General features: G+C 38.7%; 1 protein-coding gene. It reads right to left on the reverse strand.

The features are described from left to right. Positions 1-1,481: right-handed parallel beta-helix repeat-containing protein (locus tag CLV62_RS21405; RefSeq protein ID WP_170120129.1), on the reverse strand; the 1,481-nt coding region annotated here is incomplete at both ends.

Consider the following 1,481-nt stretch of genomic DNA (forward strand, 5'->3'; position numbering starts at 1 on the left):
TCGTGTATTCGATTATATTCAATAACAGATTGCCCCGTGTCGCCGATAATGTAAATTCCTGCGAAATCTGCGAGCAGAAAATTACCTGCATGATGAATATAATTATAGGCAATTCGGCAATTAGTCAAGGCACTTGGTGCTACTGTAGGCGGTGACCATGAGTAACCCAGAGTAATGCCATTGTTTTGTAATCGAGACACATCGCAATGTGTGACACTACATGTATCTGCCCATGTTAGGGATATTCCTGAGGCGTGGTCTAATATTCTTCCCAAATCTTTTACTACACTATTGTAGATGTGTATGTTTTTGGGGGTATTGGGATCGTCTCTATAAATTTGTTCCCATTCGCCTACTCGCACTGCCATTGCTCCGAGATCATGGAATATGCATCGTACAACGGATGAGTCTTTAGAACCAACATGATACCCTATTGCATTTCTAAGTATAAGGCTAAACTCGCATTGTGAAAACGTAGCGGAACTATACACATTTATTGAGCAGGGAAACATTCTACCCTGCGATATCTCAGTGCAATACTTGGGATCATCGAATAAATAATGATACGCTTGACTAAAATGTGTATTAATGAAAACACACGGACTCTCAATTTTAAATAACTCTTCTACTTGTGGTAGTTCGATTTTCACATTCAAAATTGTTTCATCATCCTTTAACTTGTAATACAAATAACCGCCTGTAGTGTAATACGAGCCTTTTGCGAAAGTTTCACGGTTAGAGTCTACACTTAAGGTTGTGTTTATATTTTCGATAATATATCTGGATCCTGATGTTATCGTTGTGGATTTTTTGTGAGCAAAAGTAATGGTATTATTACTTGTGTTCACAGATAACACCCTCATTTTGAAGCTTACCCAATCTTTGAAAACCGTGATATAAGCATCATTGTACATAGTTGCTAACTTGGTAATGTCAGACGCCGGAAATGATGCTGTATATACTTTATAACCATCTGCATCTTCTACCATCGACACGCCGCTCAGAGTAGGCAGGGTAATAGTTTCATAGAATTTGCCGTATCTAACAGTCGATGCCAGCAAACGCATTTCACCATTGACGGTTATAAAGTGATGCAATTTAGTAATGGGTGTACGATATATGCCTGTTGATACAAGTGTGAAATCGCTTGCAGCTTTTAAAATCGAACCCTTTATAATTGGCTTCAACCGTGATGCAACCTGATCGTCCATAAATTTGACAACCTTGCCGGGAATATTAATCCCAATAGTACCTGTTAGCCTGAATTCTTCGCCACCTTTCAATCTGATATATATATGCTCCTGTGTAATGCTCGATGATGCTGCGAATACTAATGCTCTTGCTATCGTTTTAACAGGTGTTGATGCTGATAGCCCGTTATTCGTATCAACACCTGATACGGATGACACATATATATTATAGGCGTTGCTTAACAATGCGATATCTTTTTCAAACATCACCCTGTCAAATTCAGCTAAAGT

Source organism: Indolivaga alginatilytica, assembly GCF_003201355.1.
Taxonomy (GTDB): Bacteria; Bacteroidota; Bacteroidia; order Bacteroidales; family Dysgonomonadaceae; genus Dysgonomonas_A; species Dysgonomonas_A alginatilytica.